Genomic DNA, 23499 nt, shown 5'->3' on the forward strand with positions numbered 1-23499 from the left:
CTGTTTGTATGATATTGATAATCAATTGTTCGTTACGTGGCATTCTTTTGGAACCAACTACGGTAAGTGTCTTATAAAAAACAGAAAGATGTTCAAGAGTTACCTGAAAGCAACCTTACGCAGCCTTTGGAAAAACAAAACCTATAGTTTCCTGAACATATTCGGGCTGGCTATAGGTATAGTCTGCGCTAGCGTAATTTTTCTATGGGTAGAAGACGAGGTTAACTTTGATGATGTTCATGTTAAAAAGGACAGGCTGTATGCTGTAATGAATAACTCATATTATGGGGGTGATATCCGCACATTCGGTTCTACTCCCGGACTAACCGGACCTGCTATAAAAGCTGAAATACCTGGTATAGTCAACAGTTGCCGCATGACAGACTATTCTCCCTCATTGCTCGTAAGGACAGGTGACAAGGCTGTATATGCCAGTGGCAGATATGTAGATGCTTCCTTCTTTGATATGTTTACCATTCCTTTCTTGGAAGGAAGCTCCTCGGTAGCATTCCGTGACCTTTATTCTATTGTCATTTCACAGCGTACTGCGCTGAAGTTCTTCGGTCAGGACAAGAACGTTGTAGGCCGGAGAATAATGGTAGATAATCAACAGGAATATGTGGTAACAGGAGTAATGAAAGATAATCCGGAGAATAGCTCTTTCCGTTTTGAATGGGTAGCGCCGTTTGATATCTATTTTCAGCAGCATAGAGAACAGCTATCAGTATGGACTAACAGTTCTCCGCTAACATACGTAGAGCTGGCACCTAATGTTGCTCCTGATGTAGTTAATGGTCGGCTGCATGGCTTCCTTCAGCAAAAAGTAAAGGAAGCCACTAATCGTCTGTTTCTATTCAACATGAACGACTGGCATCTGTATGGGACTTTTAAGAATGGTGAACAAGCTGGCGGGCGTATTACATACGTACGTATGTTCTCTTTACTGGCATGGATTATTCTGCTGATCGCCTGTATTAATTTTATGAATCTATCCACCGCCCGTAGTGAGAAACGTGCAAGGGAAGTAGGTGTACGAAAGGTAATGGGGGCAAATAAAAAAGGTTTGATTGCCCAGTTTATCGGCGAGGCTATACTAATGGCTGCCCTTGGCTGTATACTTGCACTATTGATATTAGTGATTGTATTACCTGCCGCCAGTGCGCTGGTAGGCAAGACATTGGCCATTGGACTTGACAAACCTGTTCATATTACTGCGCTAATTGTAATCACTTTATTTTGTGGAATAGCAGCTGGCAGTTACCCTGCGCTGTATTTATCTTCCTTTAATCCGGTTGTGGTTCTAAAGGGTATTGGTTTCAAAATAGGCGGAGCCGGCTTTATCAGGAAAGGGCTGGTAGTATTACAGTTTACCATATCCATCGTACTGATTATTTCTACAGTGATCATCTATCAGCAGATAAGTCATGTTAAAAGCAGAGATATCGGCTTTCGGAAGGAAAGGTTATTAAGTATAGATCTGAAAGGGAAAATGCTGAACAACTACCCAGGTATCAGACAGGAGCTACTAAATACAGGTATGATAGAAAGTGTCGCATTATCAGATCACCCTACCCTGTATGATGGTAATAATACAAGCGGGTTGAAATGGGCTGGGAAACCGGAAAATAGTAATATACTAATCTCAACTCGACTGGCAAGTCCAGGCTTCATCAGCACGATGGGTATGGAACTGGTGGATGGTAAAGATTTCAATGAAGGCAGTGCGGATAGTACAGGTATAATCATTACTTCTTCCCTTGCTACAAAGATGGGGGAAGGAAGTGCAGTAGGGAAGAAAATTGAAATGCCATTAGGGCAAGGTAGCTCCATGTTTTTAACAGTAGTCGGTGTAGTAAAAGACTATGTGTATGGCAATATGTATAGTACGCCAGACCCTGTATTGTTTTATAATATGCCACAGTTTGCCAATGTAATGTATCTGCGTATGAAAGCAGCTGCCAGGCCTGAAGATGCAGTTGTCGCAATAGAGCGCGTCATTACCAGCGCTAATCCCGGATATCCTTTTGAATATACTTTCGTCGATGATCAGTTTAATAACATGTTCCAGACTGAAATGCTGATAAACAGGTTGTCCCGCGTATTTGCTTTATTAGCAGTGATCATCTCCTGCCTTGGACTATTTGGACTAGCAGCTTATACTGCAGAACGAAGGACGCGTGAGATCGGTATAAGGAAGGTATTGGGGGCAAGCGTTGCAGGTATTACAACCCTTTTGTCAAAAGAGTTTTTACGACTGGTACTGATTGCATGCGGAGTAGCCTTCCCTTTCGCATGGTGGGCTATGTCAGTCTGGCTGCAACAGTACCCATACCGGGTAAGTGTGCATTGGTGGGTCTTCCTGCTGGCAGGATTAGCAGCTGTGGTTATCTCCCTGATAACAATCAGTTTTCAGTCTGTAAGGGCGGCTTTAATGAATCCGGTAAAAAGCCTTCGGTCAGAATAGCCGGAAGGATTGTAATTTGCGGCCCTGATGAATATAGATTTTCTGATTATAGGACAGGGTATTGCAGGTACTGTATTAAGCTATACCTTGATGCAGGCAGGACAGTCTGTATTAGTGATGGATGAGTATAAGGCTAATAGCTCTTCCCGTGTGGCTGCAGGAGTTGTAAATCCTGTGTCTGGCCGCCGTTTCACTGTTGCCTGGGAATATGATAATATTTACCCTGTGGCTGTAAAGGTGTATAGGGAACTGGAAGCGTTACTGGGCATCCCCGTTTTTATAGAAAGAGATATCTATAACGTCTTGCCGTCTGCGCAGCTCAGGCAGGCTTTTACAGAGCGTACCACAGGCCTTTCCTATATGGAAGATGTTTCCCCGGAACGTCTGGCCAGTTATGAGCAGTGGCTGGATCAGCCATTTGGGGCTGCCATTGTAAAAGGAGGTACTGTACTACTTCACCATTTACTGCCTGCCTGGCGTGACTACCTTATCAGCCGGAACAGTCTGAACGAAAGCAGGTTTGACCTTAATCTATTGGAAGTCAATGCTACTGGTGTAAAGTATGGCGATATTACTGCACGTTACCTTATTTTCTGTGAAGGTGCAGCCATTGTGAATAACCCCTGGTTTAACTATGTTCCTTTCCTCCTCAATAAAGGTGAGGTGTTATATGTAGAAGTTCCCGGTTTTTCAACCCCTGATATCATCAAAAGGAGTGTTTCCCTGGTACCCCGTGGTGAAGATACCTATTGGGTAGGATCCACCTTTGCCTGGAATTTCCCTGATGAAGCACCCACCGTAGACAAAAGGGCTTTCCTGGAAAATGGACTACAGCAGTTGCTGAAGGTTCCTTATAAGATCCTTGAGCAGCAGGCGGCAGTGCGGCCTTCAGGTACAGACCGGCGGCCAATAATAGGGATGCATCCGGTATCGAGGGTTTTAGGTATATTTAACGGCCTCGGGACCAAGGGCAGTTCTCTTGCTCCGGCTATAGCAGCAGAGTTTGCGGCGCATCTGCTGCAAAACACTCCGCTGCGGCCTGATATAGACATTAAACGGTTTTTTAACAAGTATAAGGGGTAGAAATGCTGGCGGCAAAATGTATCTTTGCCCACCGTTTGGGCCTCGACCCCCCGGAAAACAAAAAGTTGAACTTTATAATATAAGTATATGTACAGAACGCACACTTGCGGCGAGCTTAGACTGGAGCATCAGGGCACACAGGTATCAATGTCTGGCTGGGTTCAGACGATAAGGAAATTCGGAAGTATCACGTTTGTGGACCTGCGCGACCGCTACGGCGTAACGCAGCTGTTACTAGGAGAATCCTTTAATCAGCAGCTGGATGCACAACCCCTGGGTCGTGAGTTCGTTCTGCAGGCAAAGGGTACAGTAACTGAGCGCTCTAACAAGAATCCAAATATGCCTACCGGTGATATTGAAATCACCGTAAGTGAGTTTACTATATTAAATGCTGCCAAAACACCTCCTTTCACTATCCAGGACGATACAGATGGTGGTGATGAGTTACGTATGAAGTATCGCTACCTGGATCTGCGTCGTAACATCGTGAAGCAGAACCTGGAACTGCGTTACCGCGTAAATAGAGCTGCACGTAACTATCTGGATAGCAGAGGTTTCATGGATATTGAAACGCCTTTCCTGATTAAATCTACACCAGAAGGCGCTCGTGACTTCGTCGTACCCAGCCGTATGAACGATAATGAGTTTTATGCATTACCGCAATCTCCGCAGACGTTCAAACAGCTGCTGATGGTAAGCGGATATGACAGATACTACCAGATTGTAAAGTGCTTCCGTGATGAGGATTTACGTGCTGACCGTCAGCCAGAGTTCACGCAGATTGACTGTGAAATGAGCTTTGTTGAGCAGGAAGATATCCTTACTAACTTTGAAGACATGCTGAAGCATATCTTCATGGAAATCAAAGGTATCAGCTTTGAAGGCCAGTTCCCACGTATGACCTGGGACGATGCTATGGAGTTCTATGGTAATGATAAACCAGACATCCGTTTTGAGATGAAACTGGTGAATATGAATAGTACCGCCAAAGGAAATAATTTCAAAGTGTTTGATGAAGCTGAGCTGGTTGTAGCCATCTGTGCAAAAGGATGTGCTGACTATACCCGTAAGCAGCTGGACGAACTGACTGAATGGGTGAAACGCCCTCAGATCGGTATGAGTGGCCTGATTTATGCCCGGTACAATACTGACGGAACACTAAAAAGCTCTGTAGATAAGTTCTTTGATGAAGAGAAACTGAAGGGCTGGGCTGAGAAATGTCAGGCAGAACCAGGTGACCTGATCCTGGTGCTGGCAGGTAAGGAAGAACGTACCCGTAAGGCAATGAGTGAACTGCGTCTTGAGATGGGTGAGCGCCTTGGCCTCAGAGATAAAAGTGTATTTAAGCCACTTTGGGTGATCGACTTCCCGCTGTTTGAATATGCTGAAGAAGAAAACCGTTGGGTAGCCCGTCACCATCCATTTACGTCTCCTAAACCAGAACATATCGAGTGGATGAATGACCTGTCTAAATATGCCGACATCAAAGCTAACGCCTATGATATCGTGCTGAACGGTACAGAAGTGGGAGGCGGATCTATCCGTATATTCCAGCGTGACCTTCAGGAAAAGATGTTTGCTGCACTGGGTATGAGTCCAGAAGAAGCTGACCATAAATTTGGCTTCCTGCTCGGAGCGTTTGAGTATGGTGCACCACCACACGGCGGTATCGCCTTCGGTTTTGACCGCCTATGCTCCCTCCTCGGTGGAAGTGAAACAATACGCGATTTTATTGCCTTCCCTAAAAATAATTCCGGCCGCGACGTCATGCTCGATGCACCAAGCGCAATTGATCAGACTCAATTGAAAGAGTTGAAGATCAGCCTGGTAAAGTAGATTGGCATAGTGTTTGACTATGTGGGTGGCACAAAGAACTGAATCCCCCTTGATGCTGATAATACGGTGTTAAGGGGGATTGGTGCTAACTAAAAGAGTAGCTCTAATTGACACGGATTTAAATTAGAATAGATTATTAAATTTTAACAAGTTATAGTCATATTGTACAAATATTTCAACTATATTGCCAGGACAAAAAACAATTCTGCCATGACATCTAAGAAAATGTTCAGCAGCGGATGGTTTTGTGCTATGCTCGGTATACTTTTGCTGTTGGGAAACAGTGCCTTCTCACAACGTTACGCAACTAACTATGTGAAAAAGTATAAACCTACGGCTATCCGTATTATGAATGAGACGGGTATACCAGCAAGTGTGATATTGGGGGTGGCTATGCTGGAATCAGGAATGGGTACAAGTAAGAACGCAAAATACTTACACAACCATTTTGGGATTGTGGGACGCAATTCCTTACATAAAAAGAAAGGAGTAAGTTATCGCTCCAGATATAAAGAGTTCGCCAGTCCGGAAGCATCGTTTGATTACTTCGCGAATATGGTGAAGAAAAAGAAATGGTTCTCTACATTGAAAGGGAATACCGAATACAAACTCTGGCTCAAAAACATGAATCATGGTGGTTACTCCACCGCAGGACATGAATGGGTCAAAAGAGTTACAAGCATGATCAGTCGCTATAAATTGTACAAACTGGATGAGCAAATGGCATATACGGGGCGTTAATTTATAGTTTGTAGTCTTATACGAACAAATCAGATTCAGCAGCTATGTCCGGCAATAATAAATCTGCCTATCCTTTTTACATCATTACGGGGACTTTAGTGTGTTTAGTGGCACTGTCACTCATTAAGAACAGCTTCTCTATCAATGAATTTACAACCCGTCCGCTGGACATGTTGGCCGACGTTAGAAAAGATGCCCCTTCATTACCTTCAGAAATAAACGATAGCACTGCTTATGCAGGCGCTACCCAACCCGGAAGCATTGACACTGCCAATGGCAGGAACCTGGATACTGCAGCTATTGCAGCAGGTACGTCTATTCCCGATCCAGATCATCTGCATAACTTCACTACGTATACAGGCATCCTGAATTATCATCCCCCGGCAGGTACAGACAGTACCGTTACTGCAGGGCTTGAGCATTTCCTGGTTGCACTGGATGAGCTGAAGGCCAAAAAGAGGAAGAAAGTACGTATCGCGTACTTCGGAGACTCCATGATTGAGGGCGACCTGATCACAGAAGATCTTAGAGATAGTCTCCAAAGTATCTTCGGCGGGCAGGGTGTTGGCTTTGTACCAGTCACCTCAGTAGTAGCCGGTTTCCGGACCACCATTACACACACCTTCTCCAAAGACTGGAAAGACTATAGCTACAAGCAACTTCCTCCGTCAAACGTATTACTCGGCATCTCCGGACATACCTTCATGCCGGCAGGGTCCAGCTGGATAAAATACCAGCCTGTAAAAAAGCGCGGCCTGAACAAATTTGAACAGGTGAGCGTATTATACGGTCCTGCCTCTGCTGGTAATATCTCAATAAATGATAAGTCATATACCCTTTCCGGCAACCAGGCTGTTAACAAGCTGTCTCTCCGGATGGACTCTGCCAGGCAGGTAACTATCAAATGGGCCGGCGGTACCGCTGCTCCATTATATGGCGTCTCTTTTGAAGGCGATACCGGCGTTTATGTAGATAACTTCTCCTTCCGCGGTATCAGTGGTATAGAGCTGGGTAAACTGTCAGGAAGGATACTGCACGAGATGCAGACTGAACATCCCTATGACCTGATTGTATTACATTATGGTGCCAATGTGTTGTGGAAGCCTGAGCTGACCGACTATAAATGGTATGGTGACCCTATGAAAAAAGTTATGGACTCACTCCGTAATGATATCCCTAATGCTTCTTTCCTCGTAATTAGTACAGCCGATAAATCATACAAGAAAAGTGGAAATTATGTAACCGCACCTGGCGTAACCGCATTGCTGAAGGTACAACATGACCTGGCCAAAATGCATGGTACTGCCTACTGGAACCTTTACGCTGCAATGGGAGGGGAAAACTCTATGATCCGTTGGGTACAGGGTGATCCGGTGCTGGCTAATAAAGACTACACGCATTTTAACCGACAGGGAGCGGCCAAGGTAGGGGCGCTGCTGTATAAAGCGATGATGGATGAATATATGCAGCTGGAACGCCAGTAAGAAAGGAATTATTAGTCTTTTTGCGGGAGTGTTGACTACCATCAGCAGCGTAGCTGTTGCGCAGGTGAACACTATCGCACAGGATACTGCCCTCAATCGTTTCTTCCGGGCATTACATCAGGCTGATAGCAATGTTGTATCTGTCCTGCATGTGGGAGACTCCCATATCCAGGCAGGCTTCTTTCCATTTACTACTGCTTTCTTCCTGCAACAGGATTTTGGAAGTGCAGGCAGGGGCTGGGTGTTCCCCTATAATCTGGCTAATACAAATGGCCCTTCTGACTATCGCTGGAATAGTACCGGCAGATGGGAGGTAGACCGAATCATTGACAGAAATAAATCAACAGACATACTCGGACCAGGCGCTATCGTGATCACTTCCAGAAATGACGCACCTGCGCTGGCCTATAGTGGGAAAGAAGACGATGAGAAGATGGATAACAACATCCGGCAGGTCGAGCTATTCTATGACGCCGGTAGTGAAGAGGCCCCAATAACCATCCCGGGAGCAGGCGTTGATATTTCCGCAATGCCGTTTGATGCCGACGTAACGACCTTAAGAAAAGCGTCTGTCACCTTCCCTGAGGCCGTAAAGTCCTTTCAGGTAAGATGGGACAGAAAGAATACTCAGCCCTTCAGGTTCTACGGTGCCTTATTGCAAAACGGAAATAACGGCGTGTTGTACAGTGCCGTAGGTATCAATGGTGCTACCTTTCAGCAATATAACGACAACCGGAATACGCTCATTGCTGAGATGCAGGTAATAGAACCACAACTGGTTATCGTATCGCTTGGCACCAATGAGGCGCATAATAGTATGAACGGCCAGTTATTCAGAACACAGCTGGATGAAACGGTGAAGACCATCAGGAAATACCAGCCCGATGCATGTATCATACTCACTACTCCACCTGAAGGTAAACGGGTCAGTAAAAAGCCTTACCGCAGAAAAGTAGGTAAGAAGTACAAAACATATTACCGTGTTGCCTATTATCCAAACCCATATGTAGCAGTTATCACCCAACAGATTGTTAGCTACTGCAAGGAAAACGGATTGGCATGCTGGAACTTTAATGCTGTTAATAAGGCTATGACGTCCAGCTTTGCCAGCGGATGGCAGGGAGATCATATTCATTTTAACAGCCGTGGGTACCAACTACAGGGCAAACTGCTGTACGAAGCATTGCGTAACAGCTATGACAAATTCTTAAAAGTAGAAAAGACTTATAAAAATACAGCTGAATGATTGACGTAAATAAGCTGCTGGAGATCTTGCTATACCAGAAAGATGATCCTATACTCTTCAACAGCGCCTTTTTCTTTTATTTCTTTGCCGCTTTCCTCCTTATATATCTGGCCGTGGGCAGAAGTAAAGAGGGCAGAGTAGCCGTTTTTACCATCTTTTCGCTCTATTTCTTCTACAAAGCCTGTGGTTACTACGTTGGGCTGGTAATTATATCCGCCATCGTGGACTTTAACCTGTCCCGCTGGATCTATTACACAGAAGATAAGCGAAAACAGAAAAGTCTCCTGATACTTAGTATCATACTGAACCTCGGCCTGCTGTTCTTCTTTAAATACACCGACTTCTTCATAGGTATTGTCAATGATCTGAAACTGGCCAACTTCCAGCCGCTAAAGCTGCTGCTGCCAATCGGTATCTCCTTCTATACCTTTGAGAATCTAAGTTATACAATAGACGTATACCGCCGCGAAATCAAGCCGGTAGATAGTTTTATGGACTATCTCTTTTTCCTCTCTTTCTTCCCTAAGTTGATGATGGGACCTATTGTGAGGGCGGCTGACTTCATCCCCCAGATCTCCCAGCCTTACGTGCTGGATAAGGATGATATCGGTAAAGGCATGTACCTGATTATCGCCGGGTTGTTTAAGAAAGTAGTGATTTCTGACTTTATCAATCAGAACTTCGTACAGTATATCTTCGATGATCCTTCTAAACATACCGGGCTGGAATGCCTGTTAGGTGTATACGGATATGCGCTGATTATCTATTGCGACTTCTCAGGGTATTCTGATATGGCGCTGGGTATTGCCCGGTGGACTGGCTTTAAGATCCCACCCAACTTCGATTCCCCTTATCAAAGCTCAAATATTACAGAGTTTTGGCGGCGTTGGCATATTTCCCTGTCTTCCTGGTTGAGAGACTACCTGTACATCCCCCTGGGAGGTAACCGTAAGGGTAAGATCCGTCAGTACGTTAACCTATTGCTAACCATGCTGATAGGTGGATTCTGGCATGGTGCCAGCTGGAACTTTATCTTCTGGGGTGCAATGCATGGCGGTGCGCTGGCTGTTGATAAAGTAAGGCTGGACTGGCTGAAGGCACGGGGCGGTGGCGCTACCGGATGGGTAGGCACTGTTATGAAAGTCGGGGGCGTCATCTTCACTTTCCACTTCGTATGTTTCTGCTGGATCTTCTTTAAGGCTAGTACTTTCCAGGATGCCTGGGCACTGATACATCAGGTAGTATACGATTTCCAGCCTGAAGTATGGCTCGAACTGTATAACGGCTATACGGCGGTATTCTGGGTAATGTTGCTGGCCTTCATCCTGCACTTCCTTCCCGGACGTATGGAACGCTATACTGAACAGGGCCTTTCCAGACTGCCGGTTGTGGCCAGTGTGGTAGTCATGGTGGTATTCATCTGGTTGCTGGTACAGGTTAAATCCACCCAGCCGATGATGCCTATCTATCTCCAGTTCTGATTTTAATTATAAATATCTTATTCGGGGCCGTCTCACCAGGGACGGCCCTTTTGATTTGATCAGCTATACAACTGAACGCCTGTTTGGTTCGTTATCTTTTTGTTATCAACATCTTTTTCCGTTGTTTTGCCCAAATTTTCCTGAATGCGACTAAAACATATGGCAATCCTTTGCTTGCCTTTGTTATGCTCCGGCGTAGCCCGGGGCCAATTTCTGATGGACATGATCGATACCACTACCAGTGTGGGCAAAGGCATGTTCTCCCTCTATCAGAAGTATGACGCCGTGCGCTTCAGTGGTTATATCCAGCCACAGTTCCAGTATGCAAGTCATAAAGGTATAAACAGTTATGCCGCCGGTAACTTTCCTGCAGGAGTAGATAACAGGTTCTCCCTGCGCCGTGGCCGTTTCCGGCTGGACTATGCCAGATACAATGATGCGCAGATGCCGGTGGTGCAGTTTGCATTCCAGTTTGATGGTACAGAAAGAGGGGTAGTCATCAGGGACTTCTTCGGACGTCTCTTTGAAAATAAATGGGATGTATTCTCCATTACAACAGGTATGTTTGCCCGCCCTATCAGTTATGAGGTGAACCTATCCTCCGGAGATCGTGAGACGCCCGAACGTGGCCGTATGTCACAGATACTCATGAGAACTGAACGTGATATCGGTGCAATGATCACTTTCGAGCCGCGCAGGGCAAACCACCCCTTAAAATTCATGAAAATAGATGCCGGTCTGTTCAATGGTCAGGGGCTGACTGCCACCAGCGATTTTGATAGCCATAAAGATTTTATTACCCGCTGGGCTGTAAAACCTATCAAGCTCAATAGCCGGAACTGGCGCTTATCAGGCGCTGTGTCTATGCTATACGGCGGGATGGAGCAATATACCAGGTACATATATCAGGTAGGGCAGCAGTCAGGAAAACCTGCTTACTATGTTGATTCTACCGCTTCCAATATAGGAAAGATCTCTCCCAGGCACTACTATGGCGCAGATGTACAGTTCAGAATACCCAATGGCAAGAATAAAGGCTATACAGAGTTCAGGCTGGAATACCTCAGCGGCACACAGACTGCCACTGCATCAACAACAGAAACACCAGGTACCATTCCGGTAAGCGGAGGCGTAAATGCCCCACTGTATCGCAGGAGATTTGACGGGGCCTACTTCTACTATATGCAGCATCTTGGGAATATCAAAGACATGGTAGTAATTAAGTACGACTGGTACGATCCTAATAAGAAAGCAAAAGGAGCAGAGATTGGCGCGCCGGGTGCTGGTATGACGCCAGCAGACATCCGGTATAATACCCTCGGATTGGGATATGTACACTACTTTAACCCCAATACGAAAGTGATATTATACTATGATATTGTAAATAATGAAGCTACTTCGCTGGAAGGCTACACAGATGATATACCGGATAATGTATTCACCTGCAGGCTGCAATACCGGTTCTAAGACTATTCTCCTGATTCAAGCGTAAACCCGAATGTAGAACCTACTTCCGGTTTACTACGGATGTTGATAGTCTGGCCGTGGGCCTCAATAATGTGTTTAACAATTGCCAGTCCCAAGCCAGTGCCACCAATATCGCGGCTGCGGGCCCTGTCTGTACGGTAAAACCGCTCAAACACACGTGGCAGGTGTTCTTCTGAAATACCAATACCATCGTCAGAGATCTCGATCAGTACACGTTTGTCATCCATTACATAGATGCTGGCAACGGTATGGCCATCTGTACGGCCGTATTTAATGGAGTTATCTACAAGATTAATCAGCACCTGCCTTACCTTTTCCTTATCAGCAAGTACATGAATAGGCGCTTCACATCCCTTTTTCACGTTGAACTTAATGCCTTTTGTATTGGCCTTCAATGAAAGTGTATCAAATACATCTTTTATCAGTTCCTGAATCACAAAGTTCTCACCATTGATGGTCATTTCGCCGCTTTCCAGTTTGGAGATCTCATCCAGGTCATCAATCAGGCGGCATAACCTGTCAATGTTCTTGGTAGCGTTTTTCAGAAATACCTTATTGACATTAGGATCTTCCAGCGCACCATCCAACAGTGTATGGATATAACCCTGTACTGCAAAGATGGGCGTTTTCAGCTCATGACTCAGATTCAATAGAAATTCCTTTCTGAACTCTTCATTGCGACGAAGGTTATCCAGTTCTTCTTTTTTCTGACTCGCCCATTTCTCCACATCTTCACTCACTTCCTCAATCGTCTTTAACGGCAGAATGTTCTTGTTGAAGAACTCTTCGCGCTTAGACGCTTTTGTCTGGTAAATGAATTTGTAAATAAGCTTGATCTTCCTGTAGATAAAGTTCTGTAAGGTATACAGATACAGGTAGTAAGACACAAGGAACGTCAGTACAAATGCAATCAGTACTACCTTCCACGGAGCATCTATAAAAAGCGTGCCCAGCGTGATAATCGCTGAAAGGATCAGGGCAGTGAAACCTGCCAGTTTTTGCGGAGAAAGATTTTTGGCTTTAAACATACTCCATAGTGAGTAATTGCTATAATAGCGGGAAATTAAACCAAATTTTTCACTTGACATAACACACTAGGTGGATACGTAGTACCCATTTACGTATCCGATATACGAATAATGAAGGTTAATGGTAAAAGTTTAAGCGGTAGCCTACATCTCGAATTTATAGCCAACGCCTTTCACAGTAGTAATCAGATCAATACCTATTTTCTGACGTATTTTCCGGATATGTACGTCGATGGTACGGTCGCCTACAATTACTTCAGTACCCCATACCTGGTTCAGGATCTCGTTACGCAGGAATACACGGCCTGGCTTGGATGCCAGTAACTGCAGTAACTCAAACTCTTTCTTTGCCAGAATGATTTCCTGGCCTTTGTATGTAACAGTGAATTTTTCGCGGTCAATAATCAGATCGCCCAGCTGTACCTGCATGTCTTCCGGTTTGTGCAAACGGCGGAAAAGTGCATTGATACGGCTTACCAGCAATTTGGGCTTGATGGGTTTAGCGATGTAATCATCAGCACCCATATTCAGACCGTCTATTTCTGATTTCTCGTCATTCAGGGCTGTGAGGAACAGCACCATGGTATCTTTAAATTCAGGGATTTTTCTGATTTCACGACAAGTGTCAATACCGTTTTTATTCGGCATCATAATGTCAAGCATAATGAGGTCAGGGCGGAATACCTTTGCCTTCTGCACAGCTTCACTACCGTCTTTCGCCGTGATGGTATCATATCCGGCAGATTTCAGATTATAACTGATAATTTCCAGAATGTCTATCTCATCATCCACCACCAAAATTTTACCTGCAACCGCTTGGTCTATCATATACTTTGACTTTTTAAAGACGGCACAAAATTATATCGCCGGCTTTGCTATTAATGAAAAATTAACATTATCTAATTGTTAATTCGATCACAACGCAGAACAGGACAGGGATACGGGTAATGCAAAAGTACGCTAATTTTTGCTCCCTGAAACTAAGCTACAATAGTATTATTAAACACCTTTTTCATCTGTATGTTCATGATTGTTATTATTTCCTGCCATCTTTTTTACAACCTGACAGTGTTCTTCCTTCAATACAGCATATCACCGCCCGATGTAGGTCGCCAACGGCCATGAACAAGTAACCATAACACCCCCTTTCCTATATAACTCTTTCCGCCCGGGATCCCTTTACCTGGCTGCTTCAATCCGCCTCTCCAGCTGCTAGTAACAACCTGGCGATGAGGCCTGAAAATGCAGCCGCTCATTCCCCGATAATAGCCGTACTACCAGCCGTATAAAGCCCTGAACACTGTTTCCCTCTTACCCGCGCATCCGTTTCCAGGCAACACTGTCGAAAACAACCTGCTAACAGCGTTTCCTCGGTGGAAATATGCAGGCTTCTCTGACCGGCATAGGTACTTGCATGCTTCGGGCTACGTGTTCCGAGTAGTTGTATACAGGTAATTTCCGACGTATCCCTGCTTTAATCAGGCTTCATGTTTCATACTTTCCCTTCGCTAAAAGCTTACTAAGAGGTCACCTCAATATCCCCGGGATATTGAAGTGACCTCTTAGTGACGAATTGATGTACTTATAGTGCAAAACATTTACCCTGATCGGATAAAAATCGGCTGTAAAACGATTGTAAAACCTTCATCGTCAACAATCGCTGTGATGAACGGCCGTTCCATCTTCTGGATGACCATAATAATCGCCTGCAGACTGGCGTCTCATTGTAGCCTGATAATGAGGCTAAAAGCGCGGACATGCGGTGCTGTAGTATTTTGGTCGTAAATTTGCTGTACTAGCTTTATAATGTAAGAGTAAAGCTGATTGACATTAATGAAAAAAATTATAACTATTATCTTATTGCTGGTTACCCTACAGACCAGCCTGGTACATGCTCAGACCCAGAAAGTTGATATACCTATCGGGAGAATCGGATTCCATGATAATATCGATAAAGAACAGGCTGCCGCACTGAAGTTTGACGGAGAGGCGGACGACCTGGTTCGTGTGTCAGATGACCAGACTATCAATCTACAGGTAACAAATGCATTGATCAAACAAATAGACGATATGCAGACGCAGATAGAATTAGACTCTGCACTGGATCATCGGTTGAAGATCAAATACTTGTCAGGATTGTTCGTCATGATCCATGATTATAACACTAAGCGTACCTACACCAGGATAGCGCCTGAAGAAGCGCCTGTAATGGTGACCGCTTACCGTGAAATGATGAAAGCCGACATTAAAGGCGAAAGTATTCTGCCTTACACTTATCCGTTGTCATTTGAGGCCGGAGAAAGAATGATCGAGCCTTTTAAAGACAACGTAGGCTACAAGGAAGCAAGGGGTGTGTTATTCTCGAAATATGCATTCAATAATCTTGAAACGGTAATGCCGCAGATAGGCAACTACCTGGAATATCCGGCTACTGACTCTGTCATTGCAGCAGTTGCCAGGAAGTATCCAAACCAGGTACTGACCTACGCTACATCATATACGCCGGTAGCTACTGCTATCAGAAAAAATCCTGACCCTATCGTACAACTGATTGTGCAGATAGGTAACTCAGGCAACTCTCAGCTGATACTTCCTTTCATCGATGAACTGATGGCGGGAACCATTACTGTTGATAAGATCGGCGCTGTGGTAGACAATGAAGATAAATACTTCAAATTGCTGGTGAAAAGCGCCATCAATCTGCAACACAGAAAAAACACCGGCGATAATGTAATCGGTCTGAAAGCGATGATGGAAAATCTGCAGGCACGTTCGCTGCGGTACATCCGCGAAATAAACGATCTGCATGAAGAGCCGGCGAATGTACGTTTCAGAGTAGTAAAAGACTTTACACCGGAAGAACTGTATTACCTGATCATCAATGGGCAGGAGGAACTGTATACTTCCAGTTATACCAACCATAGTAATGCCGGTCTGTACGATCAGATGATGCTACGCATGAAGCCAGCACGAGGCGATAGTTTGCTGATGCTGGTTGAGTTTGACAGGTTTAAAAAGTTCATTGCAATGGCAGCGGGCTTTAATACGCTGGACCATTTCCTGAAGTCTATGGCACCGGAAAATTCCAACTATCTGATGAAGAAGTATGTGAGTAGTCTGGAGAAAACAGAAGACCTGGAAGATGCAGTGGATGTAGCTAATTCATTCGGTAGTATCCGTGATCAGAAACTGCTGGCATTCCTGCGTGAAGAAGTACAGAAAAACTACCTGTTTGTATCACGTAAAAAAGAAAGAAGAGGTACCGTTATCTATGAGCTGTTAGGTAGCTTGTTTGATACGGAAAACAATACCGGCAGTGACTCTTCTAAAGCCAGCCAGATGGCTGTTAAGCTGCAGTTGCCGCCAATCAACTTTGTAACATATAAGACATTGCTCAGTGATAGTGGCCGTGTATACCAGCAGGTATTTTTCTACGGAGATAAAGATGGTCATGATTCATACATCAGTTTCATGGGTAACTTCCCTTCAAGCGAGTGGAGAGTGAGTAAAAACAAGTACTGGACAACCATCACTTCTATCAAAGGTAAACCTATCACGATTTATGCTAACCTGCCACTGGAAGAACCGGAAGATAAAACAGCTATTGAAAAGCTGAGTGAATATCTGGATGAGCAGGATATACATCCTACAGTATTTATCCACCGTGGCCATAGTTATCATGTGAACACTACGCTGGATAATCTGCAGAGTTCTGCCAAGATTGTAGTGCTGGGATCATGTGGGGGATATCATAACATTGCGATTGTATTGCAGAAATCGCCTGAGGCACATATCATCTCCTCTAAACAGGTAGGTACGCGCTTTGTAAACGAGCCGATCATCCGTGCGCTGGATGAAACGATCCGTGCAGGTAAGAACGTTGACTGGGTGCAGATGTGGGCTTCATTAGGCAAGCGGTTTGCGGGTGATGCAAGGAATAAAGAACTGTTCAGTGACTATGTGCCACCGCACAAAAATCTGGGAGCTATCTTTATCAAGGCTTACAAACAGATCATGAAGGAAGATAAGTAAACGAATTGTGAAATAGAAGAAAAAGCCCTCCTGCAATGTTGCGGGAGGGCTTTTTCTTTATACTTTTGTACAGTGGAAAAAACAGCGGTCAAAAAGGTTTTTGATATTAGCTTATTAAGGAGGATATTCACTTTTGCAGTTCCATACAGGCGCTCGTTTTATCTCTCGATGTTCCTGACGGTGCTACTTGCCGTTATATCGCCTATGCGGCCATACCTGATACAGCTAACAGTTGATAAATATATTGCAGGTCAGCTCATGCAGATGCTGATCTTCATCACTATGGTGCAGGTAGTATTGCTGCTGCTTGAGACGGTGATGCGTTTCTATTTCTCTTATCTCACCAACTGGCTGGGGCAGTCGGTGGTGAAAGATCTGCGGGTAGCCGTATACCGGAAGATAGTTCGGCTGAACCTGGGTTTTTTTGACAAAACGCCTATTGGTACACTCACCACCCGCACCATCAATGACATTGAGGCCATTAACGATGTGTTCTCGGAAGGGCTGATATCGATCATCGCAGACATGCTGATGATCATAGCCATTCTTGCAGTCATGTTTGTGGAAGACTGGCGTTTGACGTTAATCAGTCTGTCACCGTTTCCGATCCTGATCATAGCCACCTACATTTTCAAAGAAAGCGTGAATAAGTCTTTCCACCGGGTAAGGAATGCTGTGTCTTCGCTGAATGCCTTTGTGCAGGAGCATCTGACCGGCGTAGTGATTGTACAGGCTTTTACCGGAGAGAAGCGTGAATACGCCCGTTTTAAGCAGATCAACAAAGAGCATCGTACGGCTAATATAGATGCAATTTTTGCGTACTCTGTTTTCTTTCCTGTGGTAGAAATTATCCTGGCTATTTCATTAGGGTTGATGGTTTGGTGGGGAGCGAATAAAGTACTGAACTACGAGGTAACACAAGGGGTAATGATCGCCTTTATCATGTACCTGAATATGTTATTTCGTCCGCTGCGTATGCTGGCAGATAAGTTCAACACCCTTCAAATGGGTATGGTAGCCAGTGAGCGGGTATTCAGAATCATGGACAGCGATGACTATATACCGGATACTGGTACGAAGGAGGCAGCGGCTATGCAGGGCGCTATTACGTTTGACCATGTGTATTTCGCCTATAAAGAGGACAAGTATGTACTGAAGGACATTGACTTTAGTGCCCGTCCGGGAGAAACCATTGCAATTGTCGGGCATACCGGTTCTGGTAAGACGACTATTATCAGCATTCTGAACCGCCTGTATGAGATCCAGAAGGGACGTATACTGATAGACGGTACAGATATCAGAGATTTTACGCTGGCGGCGCTGAGAAGCAAGATAGGGGTGGTGTTACAGGATGTGTTCCTGTTTGCCGGTTCGGTATATGAAAACATAACGCTGCGTAATCCGGCTATTACGAGGGATGAGGTTGAGCAGGCTGCTAAACTGATTGGTTTGCATGACTTTATCCAGCAGTTGCCGGGCGGATATGATTATCAGGTAATGGAGAGAGGCAGTACGCTATCACTGGGGCAGCGTCAGCTTATATCTTTTGTGCGGGCATTGCTGTATGATCCTTCTATTCTGATACTTGACGAGGCTACCTCTTCTGTAGATACTGAGTCAGAAATGCTGATTCAGCAGGCGATTGACAAGCTGATATCTGACAGGACTTCCATCATTATTGCGCATAGGTTATCTACCGTTAGTAAAGCCAGTAAGATTATAGTGCTGGACAAGGGGGAGATCAGGGAGATGGGAACGCATGAGGAGTTGTTAAAGCTTGGCGGTTTCTACCATAAGTTGCACAGTATGCAGTTCAAGCAGGCGGGAGTGGTATAGGGTTGGAGGGTGTTTCCCTTAAATCAGGAGTTTTATGAGATGTGGGGATAAACAGATTCCTGTGACAACATTGAACCGGGAGCGTTCCCGGAGACAGCGAAATGCTTTCGTTTAATGGTACCGGTTGAGCAGAAATAGTTTTCATTTAAGTAATTAGTTCAATATGTTATGTAAAAGAGGGGCCGTCAGAAACGGTCCCTCTTTAGTTGTATATATTTTTTGTAGTCGCTTACCTTTTTGATAATAAAACTGCTATCTTTGCGCAAAATTTCAGAAAGCGGTGATTTCCTACAATCTGTCCAAATATAGACTGGTAGCCCTTATTCTTGCATTTTGCATAAGCGGTTTTAACACGTTTGCGAATACTTCAGAAGCTCATCAAGATGCGCACGAAGCTCATGATGCTCATGAAGAGACAAAAAAGGGTTTTGATGCCAAGGAAGTACTTCTTGGTCACGTAAAAGATGCACATGACTGGCATCTGTTCAGCATGGGAGAGTCACATGTGACGATTCCTTTGCCTGTGATTGTGTATGAAAAAGGCAAAGGTGTTACTACCTTTTCTTCTTCAGCATTTCATCATGGCCATGCTTCTCATGAAGGTTACCGTCTGGTAAACAAGCATTATCGTGAGGAGAAGGGTCTGGAAGAGGCGAAGTATCCTGATGAGAAGATCATTGCGGTTGATGCTAATGATAATCCGACAGGAGCAGAGATCTACGATCTGTCTATTACAAAGAACATCACTTCCATGATCATTGCAGCTATCCTGTTGATCTGGCTGATGATATCTGTAGCGAAAGCTTATACAACGAGAGGTTCCAAGAAAGCGCCTAAGGGTATGCAAAGCCTGATTGAGCCGGTAATTATCTTCATCCGTGATGAGGTAGTAAAGCCCAACATTCCGGGAGCAAATGCTGAGCGTTATACGCCATTCATTCTGACTTTCTTCTTCTTTATATTGATTAACAATCTGTTAGGGCTGTTACCTGGTTCTGCCAACGTAACGGGTAATATTGCTGTAACCTTCGCACTGGCGCTGATCAGCTTTATTGCAACGATGGTAAGTGCAAACAAGCACTTCTGGTCTCACCTGTTGAACCCACCGGTTCCGGGATGGGTGAAGCCGATCCTGGTTCCAGTAGAGATCATTGGTATCTTCACTAAGCCGGTGTCTCTGATGATCCGACTTTTTGCCAACATTCTGGCGGGTCACATCATCATCCTGAGCATTATCTCCCTGGTATTCATATTCGGATCTATCAACAAAGGTGCTGGTTATGGTTTCTTACCGATCACCATCCTGTTCAACATCGTGATGATGATGCTGGAATTGTTGGTAGCGTTTATCCAGGCGTTCATCTTTGCTAACCTGACGGCTGTATTCATCGGTCAGGGTATGGAAGCGCCACACCATGATGATCATCATGCAGGTGACCACGGCCACCATTAATTATTGTAGTACAAATTAGTAATCAAACATAAATACACATTCATTATGGCAATTTTAACTGTTTTATTGCAGGCTGCTCCTGAAGCTGCTGCAGCTGCTGCTGCTTCAGCAGGTCTGGCTAAGGCTGGTGGTGCTATTGGTGCTGGTATCGCTGCTATCGCAGCTGGTATTGGTGTAGGTAACATCGGTAAAAGCGCGCTGGAATCCATCGCTCGTCAGCCAGAAGCTGCAAATGACATCCGTGCAAACATGATCCTGGCTGCGGCGCTGGTAGAGGGTGTTGCCCTGTTCGGCGTTATCGCGGGTCTGTTGGCAGTAGTGCTGTAAGGCTATTTGTTACTGCATCCGGCGCACAGGGCAAGGGATGCAGTAATCTTTTTTTTCTTAAGGATGTGTATCCGGATTGCTTATCAAATAACTTGCGAACAAATAAATATTCATCATCATGGATCTGTTACAGCCCGCGTTAGGCTTGTTTTTCATTTCACTAATCATATTCATTATAGTATTCCTTATCCTGAAGAAATTCGCGTGGAAACCAATTCTCTCTACGCTGAAAGAAAGGGAAACATCTATCTCTGATGCCATTGCATCTGCAGAAAGAGTAAAGGAAGAGATGGCTCAGATGAAAGCTGAACATGAGCACGTACTGGCGGAAGCTAAAGCTGAAAGAAGCAAAATTCTGAAAGAGGCGAAAGACGCTAAAGATCAGATCCTCAGCGAAGCTAAAACTCAGGCTCAGGCAGAAGCTAAGAAAATTATCAGCGAAGCGTATACTGCTATCGACAACCAGAAAATGGCTGCACTGACAGACGTTAAAAATCAGGTTGGTAAACTGGTAATTGAAGTTGCTGAGAAGGTATTGCGCAAGGAACTGTCTGACAAGGCAGCGCAAGAGACCTACATCAAAGAACTGGCAGGAGAAATCAAATTAAACTAAAGCGATAGGCTGGACCAGCCGGAAGCTACAGGAGATAGATGACCAGATTGTCTTTCCCTTGTAGCTTTCAGCTTGAAAGGCCAAAAGATATATAATATGCAGAATCCCCGTTTAGCATCCCGCTATGCAAAATCTCTGGTAGACCTGTCCTCCGAAAAAGGTCAGCTGGAAGCGGTAAACGCTGACATGCAGTTTATGCAGCAGCTGTCCAAGTCCAATCCGGACGTGGTTGCCCTGCTGAAAAGCCCGATCGTGAAGCCTGACAAGAAACAGCAGATCCTCTCTGCTATCTTTGACGGTAAAGTGAACACTATCACTGCTGCTTTCATTAAGCTGCTGGTAGCTAAAGGAAGAGAAGGTAACCTGCCTGAAATAGCACAGGAGTTCAGCAAACAGTATGATGTACTGAAGAACATCAGTAAAGTAAAGATCACTACCGCTGTGCCAATGGATGCAGCTGTACTGGAAGTAATCAAAAACAAAGTACAGGCAGGTACCGATAAGAAAATTGCCCTGGAAGCTGCGGTTAATCCTGAGCTGATAGGCGGTTTCGTACTGGAATCTAACAATACCCTGTTTGATGCTTCTGTACTCCGTGACCTGAACGATATCAAAAAGCAATTTGCTGAGAACATTTACGTTCATTCTATCAAATAAACAATTAACAGCAGCCACTGCGTACACGTAAAGCTGTTGTCGTTATATTCATTCTTTTAACGACTTTTTATAAAAAGCATACATTATGGTGGAGATAAAACCTGATGAAATTTCGGCGATATTACGCCAGCAACTAAGCAACTTCAATGCTGCTGCAGACCTGGAAGAGGTTGGTACAGTACTGCAGGTTGGAGACGGTATCGCTCGTATCTATGGATTAAATAACGTTGGTTACGGAGAACTGGTTGAGTTTGAAAATGGCGTAAAAGCTATTGCACTGAACCTGGAAGAAGACAACGTAGGTGTGGTATTGATGGGTGAGTTCGGAGAGATAAAAGAAGGTTTTAAAGTACGCCGCACTGGCCAGATCGCATCTATCAAAGTAGGTGAAGGTATGGTTGGTCGTGTTGTAAATACTCTGGGTGCTCCTATCGATGGTAAGGGCCCTATCACTGGCGATCTGTATGAAATGCCACTGGAACGTAAAGCTCCGGGCGTTCTGTTCCGTGAACCAGTAAAAGAACCACTGCAGACTGGTATCAAAGCGATTGATGCAATGATCCCTGTAGGTCGTGGTCAGCGTGAGCTGGTGATTGGTGACCGTCAGACCGGTAAAACCGCCATCTGTATCGATACCATCATCAACCAGAAAGAGTTCTTTGACGCTGGTAAACCAGTATATTGTATCTACGTAGCAGTAGGTCAGAAAGCATCTACTATCGCAGGTGTAATGAAAACCCTGCAGGAAGCTGGTGCAATGGCTTATACTACTATCGTTGCAGCTTCTGCTTCTGATCCTGCTCCACTGCAGTTCTACGCTCCATTCGCTGGCGCTGCCATCGGTGAGTTCTTCCGTGATACCGGTCGTCCTGCATTGATCGTTTATGATGATCTGTCTAAACAGGCAGTAGCTTACCGTGAAGTATCCCTGCTGCTCCGTCGTCCTCCTGGTCGTGAAGCATATCCTGGTGACGTATTCTACTTGCACTCCCGCTTGCTGGAACGTGCTGCGAAAGTGATCAACAAGGATGAAATTGCTAAGCAGATGAACGACCTGCCAGAGTCTATCAAACACCTGGTAAAAGGTGGTGGTTCCCTGACAGCTTTGCCTATCATCGAAACACAGGCCGGCGACGTATCCGCATACATCCCAACCAACGTAATCTCCATCACTGACGGTCAGATCTTCCTGGAATCCAACCTGTTCAACGCAGGTATCCGTCCGGCAATCAACGTAGGTATCTCCGTAAGCCGTGTGGGTGGTAACGCGCAGATCAAATCCATGAAGAAAGTATCTGGTACCCTGAAACTGGACCAGGCACAATATCGTGAGATGGAAGCGTTCTCCAAATTCGGTGGTGACCTCGATGCTGCAACCAAAGCCGTACTGGACAAAGGTGCTCGTAACGTGGAAATACTGAAACAGGCACAGTTCGCTCCATATCCGGTCGAAAAACAGGTAGCTATGATCTATCTGGGTACACAGGGTCTGCTGCGTGACGTTCCAGTTAAGAATGTAAAAGCTTTTGAAGAAGCTTTCCTGAATGAACTGGAAGTACGTCTGCCGGAAGTATTAACTGAATTTAAGAAAGGTAACCTGCCTGATGACGGTATCAAGCGTATGGTAACACTGGCTAACGAACTGAAACCAAGATTCGCTTAATCAGCATATATTCTTTTTATCAAGCCCACCGGTTTTACCGGTGGGCTTTTTTTATTCCTATCTTTAC

General features: G+C 44.9%; 17 protein-coding genes. 15 read left to right on the forward strand and 2 right to left on the reverse strand.

Going from position 1 to position 23499, the window contains the following annotated elements; all coding sequences use genetic code 11:
- The first annotated feature begins 88 nt into the window (after positions 1-88).
- From K1Y79_RS19645 to K1Y79_RS19680, 8 genes are all read left to right on the forward strand, one after another.
- Positions 89-2464, forward strand: a complete 2376-nt coding sequence (locus tag K1Y79_RS19645; protein WP_220251862.1) for an ABC transporter permease — start codon at positions 89-91, stop codon at positions 2462-2464.
- 27 nt (positions 2465-2491) lie between these two features.
- Positions 2492-3547 (forward strand): NAD(P)/FAD-dependent oxidoreductase, encoded by a 1056-nt coding sequence (locus K1Y79_RS19650; RefSeq protein ID WP_220251863.1) that lies wholly within the window; start codon positions 2492-2494, stop codon positions 3545-3547.
- An 87-nt stretch (positions 3548-3634) separates the two neighbouring features.
- The gene (gene aspS, locus K1Y79_RS19655) at positions 3635-5383 is read left to right on the forward strand and encodes an aspartate--tRNA ligase (protein ID WP_220251864.1); all 1749 of its coding nucleotides are present in this window, start codon (positions 3635-3637) and stop codon (positions 5381-5383) included.
- Between the two features lie 210 nt (positions 5384-5593).
- Positions 5594-6124, forward strand: coding sequence for a glucosaminidase domain-containing protein (locus tag K1Y79_RS19660; protein WP_220251865.1), 531 nt, complete (start codon positions 5594-5596; stop codon positions 6122-6124).
- A gap of 44 nt (positions 6125-6168) precedes the next feature.
- Positions 6169-7608 carry an SGNH/GDSL hydrolase family protein gene (locus K1Y79_RS19665; protein ID WP_220251866.1) on the forward strand — a complete coding sequence of 480 codons (1440 nt, stop codon included), beginning with the start codon at positions 6169-6171 and terminating at the stop codon, positions 7606-7608.
- On the forward strand, positions 7580-8854 hold the full coding sequence (locus K1Y79_RS19670; RefSeq protein WP_220251867.1) for a GDSL-type esterase/lipase family protein: 1275 nt from the start codon (positions 7580-7582) through the stop codon (positions 8852-8854). Before K1Y79_RS19665 ends, K1Y79_RS19670 begins: the two co-directional genes overlap by 29 nt.
- On the forward strand, positions 8851-10335 hold the full coding sequence (locus K1Y79_RS19675; protein WP_220251868.1) for an MBOAT family O-acyltransferase: 1485 nt from the start codon (positions 8851-8853) through the stop codon (positions 10333-10335). The genes K1Y79_RS19670 and K1Y79_RS19675 overlap by 4 nt, the downstream gene beginning before the upstream one ends.
- A gap of 144 nt (positions 10336-10479) precedes the next feature.
- Positions 10480-11802 (forward strand): porin, encoded by a 1323-nt coding sequence (locus K1Y79_RS19680; RefSeq protein ID WP_236059702.1) that lies wholly within the window; start codon positions 10480-10482, stop codon positions 11800-11802.
- Positions 11803-11804: 2 nt separating this feature from the next.
- Here the strand turns inward: K1Y79_RS19680 and K1Y79_RS19685 are convergent, their stop codons facing one another.
- Positions 11805-12851, reverse strand: a complete 1047-nt coding sequence (locus K1Y79_RS19685) for a sensor histidine kinase (RefSeq protein ID WP_236059703.1) — start codon at positions 12849-12851, stop codon at positions 11805-11807.
- 144 nt (positions 12852-12995) lie between these two features.
- On the reverse strand, positions 12996-13679 hold the full coding sequence (locus K1Y79_RS19690) for a response regulator transcription factor (RefSeq protein WP_106600547.1): 684 nt from the start codon (positions 13677-13679) through the stop codon (positions 12996-12998).
- A 1005-nt stretch (positions 13680-14684) separates the two neighbouring features.
- On the opposite strand from K1Y79_RS19690, the gene K1Y79_RS19695 reads away from it, so the two are divergent.
- The 7 genes from K1Y79_RS19695 (at position 14685) to atpA (ending at position 23432) form a co-directional block, all read left to right on the forward strand.
- Positions 14685-16883 carry a hypothetical protein gene (locus K1Y79_RS19695; protein WP_220251870.1) on the forward strand — a complete coding sequence of 733 codons (2199 nt, stop codon included), beginning with the start codon at positions 14685-14687 and terminating at the stop codon, positions 16881-16883.
- 72 nt (positions 16884-16955) lie between these two features.
- The gene (locus tag K1Y79_RS19700; RefSeq protein WP_220251871.1) at positions 16956-18719 is read left to right on the forward strand and encodes an ABC transporter ATP-binding protein; all 1764 of its coding nucleotides are present in this window, start codon (positions 16956-16958) and stop codon (positions 18717-18719) included.
- A 280-nt stretch (positions 18720-18999) separates the two neighbouring features.
- Positions 19000-20172 carry a F0F1 ATP synthase subunit A gene (gene atpB, locus K1Y79_RS19705; protein WP_220251872.1) on the forward strand — a complete coding sequence of 391 codons (1173 nt, stop codon included), beginning with the start codon at positions 19000-19002 and terminating at the stop codon, positions 20170-20172.
- A gap of 45 nt (positions 20173-20217) precedes the next feature.
- Positions 20218-20499 carry an ATP synthase F0 subunit C gene (gene atpE / locus K1Y79_RS19710; RefSeq protein WP_012788904.1) on the forward strand — a complete coding sequence of 94 codons (282 nt, stop codon included), beginning with the start codon at positions 20218-20220 and terminating at the stop codon, positions 20497-20499.
- Between the two features lie 118 nt (positions 20500-20617).
- On the forward strand, positions 20618-21112 hold the full coding sequence (gene atpF / locus K1Y79_RS19715) for a F0F1 ATP synthase subunit B (RefSeq protein ID WP_220251873.1): 495 nt from the start codon (positions 20618-20620) through the stop codon (positions 21110-21112).
- 96 nt (positions 21113-21208) lie between these two features.
- Positions 21209-21769, forward strand: coding sequence for an ATP synthase F1 subunit delta (atpH, locus tag K1Y79_RS19720; RefSeq protein WP_220251874.1), 561 nt, complete (start codon positions 21209-21211; stop codon positions 21767-21769).
- 85 nt (positions 21770-21854) lie between these two features.
- Positions 21855-23432 (forward strand): F0F1 ATP synthase subunit alpha, encoded by a 1578-nt coding sequence (gene atpA / locus K1Y79_RS19725; RefSeq protein WP_220251875.1) that lies wholly within the window; start codon positions 21855-21857, stop codon positions 23430-23432.
- The last annotated feature ends 67 nt before the right edge of the window (positions 23433-23499 follow it).

Origin of the sequence: Chitinophaga rhizophila (assembly GCF_019492185.1) — a bacterium.
Taxonomy (GTDB): domain Bacteria; phylum Bacteroidota; class Bacteroidia; order Chitinophagales; family Chitinophagaceae; genus Chitinophaga; species Chitinophaga rhizophila.

Coding starts and splice junctions, on each gene's coding strand:
- K1Y79_RS19645 (WP_220251862.1), top strand. CDS start 89: ATGTTCAAGAGTTACCTGAAAGCAACCTTACGCAGCCTTTGGAAAAAC.
- K1Y79_RS19650 (WP_220251863.1), top strand. CDS start 2,492: ATGAATATAGATTTTCTGATTATAGGACAGGGTATTGCAGGTACTGTA.
- aspS (WP_220251864.1), top strand. CDS start 3,635: ATGTACAGAACGCACACTTGCGGCGAGCTTAGACTGGAGCATCAGGGC.
- K1Y79_RS19660 (WP_220251865.1), top strand. CDS start 5,594: ATGACATCTAAGAAAATGTTCAGCAGCGGATGGTTTTGTGCTATGCTC.
- K1Y79_RS19665 (WP_220251866.1), top strand. CDS start 6,169: ATGTCCGGCAATAATAAATCTGCCTATCCTTTTTACATCATTACGGGG.
- K1Y79_RS19670 (WP_220251867.1), top strand. CDS start 7,580: ATGAATATATGCAGCTGGAACGCCAGTAAGAAAGGAATTATTAGTCTT.
- K1Y79_RS19675 (WP_220251868.1), top strand. CDS start 8,851: ATGATTGACGTAAATAAGCTGCTGGAGATCTTGCTATACCAGAAAGAT.
- K1Y79_RS19680 (WP_236059702.1), top strand. CDS start 10,480: ATGCGACTAAAACATATGGCAATCCTTTGCTTGCCTTTGTTATGCTCC.
- K1Y79_RS19685 (WP_236059703.1), bottom strand. CDS start 12,851: ATGTTTAAAGCCAAAAATCTTTCTCCGCAAAAACTGGCAGGTTTCACT.
- K1Y79_RS19690 (WP_106600547.1), bottom strand. CDS start 13,679: ATGATAGACCAAGCGGTTGCAGGTAAAATTTTGGTGGTGGATGATGAG.
- K1Y79_RS19695 (WP_220251870.1), top strand. CDS start 14,685: ATGAAAAAAATTATAACTATTATCTTATTGCTGGTTACCCTACAGACC.
- atpE (WP_012788904.1), top strand. CDS start 20,218: ATGGCAATTTTAACTGTTTTATTGCAGGCTGCTCCTGAAGCTGCTGCA.
- atpF (WP_220251873.1), top strand. CDS start 20,618: ATGGATCTGTTACAGCCCGCGTTAGGCTTGTTTTTCATTTCACTAATC.
- atpH (WP_220251874.1), top strand. CDS start 21,209: ATGCAGAATCCCCGTTTAGCATCCCGCTATGCAAAATCTCTGGTAGAC.
- atpA (WP_220251875.1), top strand. CDS start 21,855: ATGGTGGAGATAAAACCTGATGAAATTTCGGCGATATTACGCCAGCAA.